Origin of the sequence: Streptomyces sp. NPDC058701, assembly GCF_042715295.1 — a bacterium.
Taxonomy (GTDB): Bacteria; Actinomycetota; Actinomycetes; order Streptomycetales; family Streptomycetaceae; genus Streptomyces.
Map to the genome: position 1 here is coordinate 1 of NZ_JBHXSY010000144.1, position 1404 is coordinate 1404.

General features: G+C 81.8%; 1 protein-coding gene. It reads left to right on the top strand.

What is annotated here, in order from left to right:
* The first annotated feature begins 736 nt into the window (after positions 1 to 736).
* Positions 737 to 1135 carry a WhiB family transcriptional regulator gene (locus tag ACFWW8_RS38590; RefSeq protein WP_386537617.1) on the top strand — a complete coding sequence of 133 codons (399 nt, stop codon included), beginning with the start codon at positions 737 to 739 and terminating at the stop codon, positions 1133 to 1135.
* Positions 1136 to 1404: the final 269 nt, after the last annotated feature.

Sequence of the window (1404 nt, forward strand, 5' to 3'; positions counted from 1 at the left end):
ACCCCGCGCCGCCCGCGCGCACCCCGCGCCGCCCGCGCGCACCCCGCGCCGCCCGCGCGCCCGCTCGCGTCCCGCCCCGCTCGCGTCCCGCCCCGGCCGCGGGCGCCGGGACGGCTGACCCGCCCGCGGCCCCGTCCGTCCGCCGGTTCGTCCGCCCGTTCACGTCCCGCCCCGGCCGGGTTCTCGCCGCCCGCCCGCCCGCCCGCCGGCCGGCCGGCCGCCAAACCGCCGCCCGAGGGTGGGACGGTCCCGGGCCGCCGACCTCACCGAAGCCGGATCCGTCGCGCGGTACGGCGAGTTCCGGCCTGACGGACGGGGAGGGCCCGGGCGGTGCCCGGAAGGCCGCCGGGGCCGGCCCGGGCCGTTCCGGCGCCGCCAGAGCGCGGTTCGCCCGGCCCGCTCCGCGCTCACGCGCCCCCGCGCGCGGGCGGCGTGCGCGTACGGTCGCCCGCGCGACCGCGCCGCCGCGTTGGCCCGCGGGCCATGACCGCGGGGGGAGCGCCCCCGCGCCGCACGGTTCCCGGCGGCGCCCCGCGCATCCGCTCACGCGCCGCGGCGGGGGGCCTTCGCGGGCCAAGTGCCCCGGTGGTGCGCGCCGTCCGGACGCCCGCGCGCGCGGGATCGCGTTTCGGACGAACCTCCGGCGCGCGGTGGCACTCCGTGCATAGGGGAGCCTCCAGCGGGTAGGGACTGGTGCATCGTCTCTCGCTCGCGTATACGTCGTCAGGAGTAGACCGTGCCGCATCCGCCGCATCAGTCCCTGCAGGTAGCCGCCGTTCAGGGTCTCCACGGGCGCCCGGCCGCCGTGCCGAAGCCGCGGATACCGGCCAGGGCCGGGGACGGTCCCTGGCACGCGGACGCCGTCTGCCGCCGCGACGAGGCGGGGCTGTTCTTCGCCCCCTCCAAAGAGCCGACCGCGGCCCGGCTGTCCCGCGAGGAGGCCGCCAAGCGCGTCTGTGCCCGCTGCCCCGTGATGGTCGCCTGCCGCGAGCACGCTCTGCTCCAGCCCGAGCCGTACGGCGTCTGGGGCGGCCTCACCGCCGCCGAGCGACGCGTGGTGCTGGCCCGGATGCGCCGCCGGTCCGCCGAGCTGCGCCAGGCTCCGGGGACCGGGCCGATCGCCGCGGCGGGCTGAGTCCCCCGTCCCCCCGAGGCCCCCGCCCCTCAAGCCCGCGCCCGGGCCCCCGCAGGACAGGACACCGCGAGGCACCCGTACCGACTCCCGTACGTCTTCCCGCACCGACCGACCGACCGACAGACACGTCCCGCACGCACGCCGGAGGGGGGGGGGGGGGGGGCCCCCCGGGCGCCCCCCCCCCCCGGGGGGGGGGGGGGGGGGCGGGGGGGGGGGGGGGGGGCGGGGGCGGGGGGCGCGGCCGGAGCCGCCGCGGGGGGGGGTAAAAA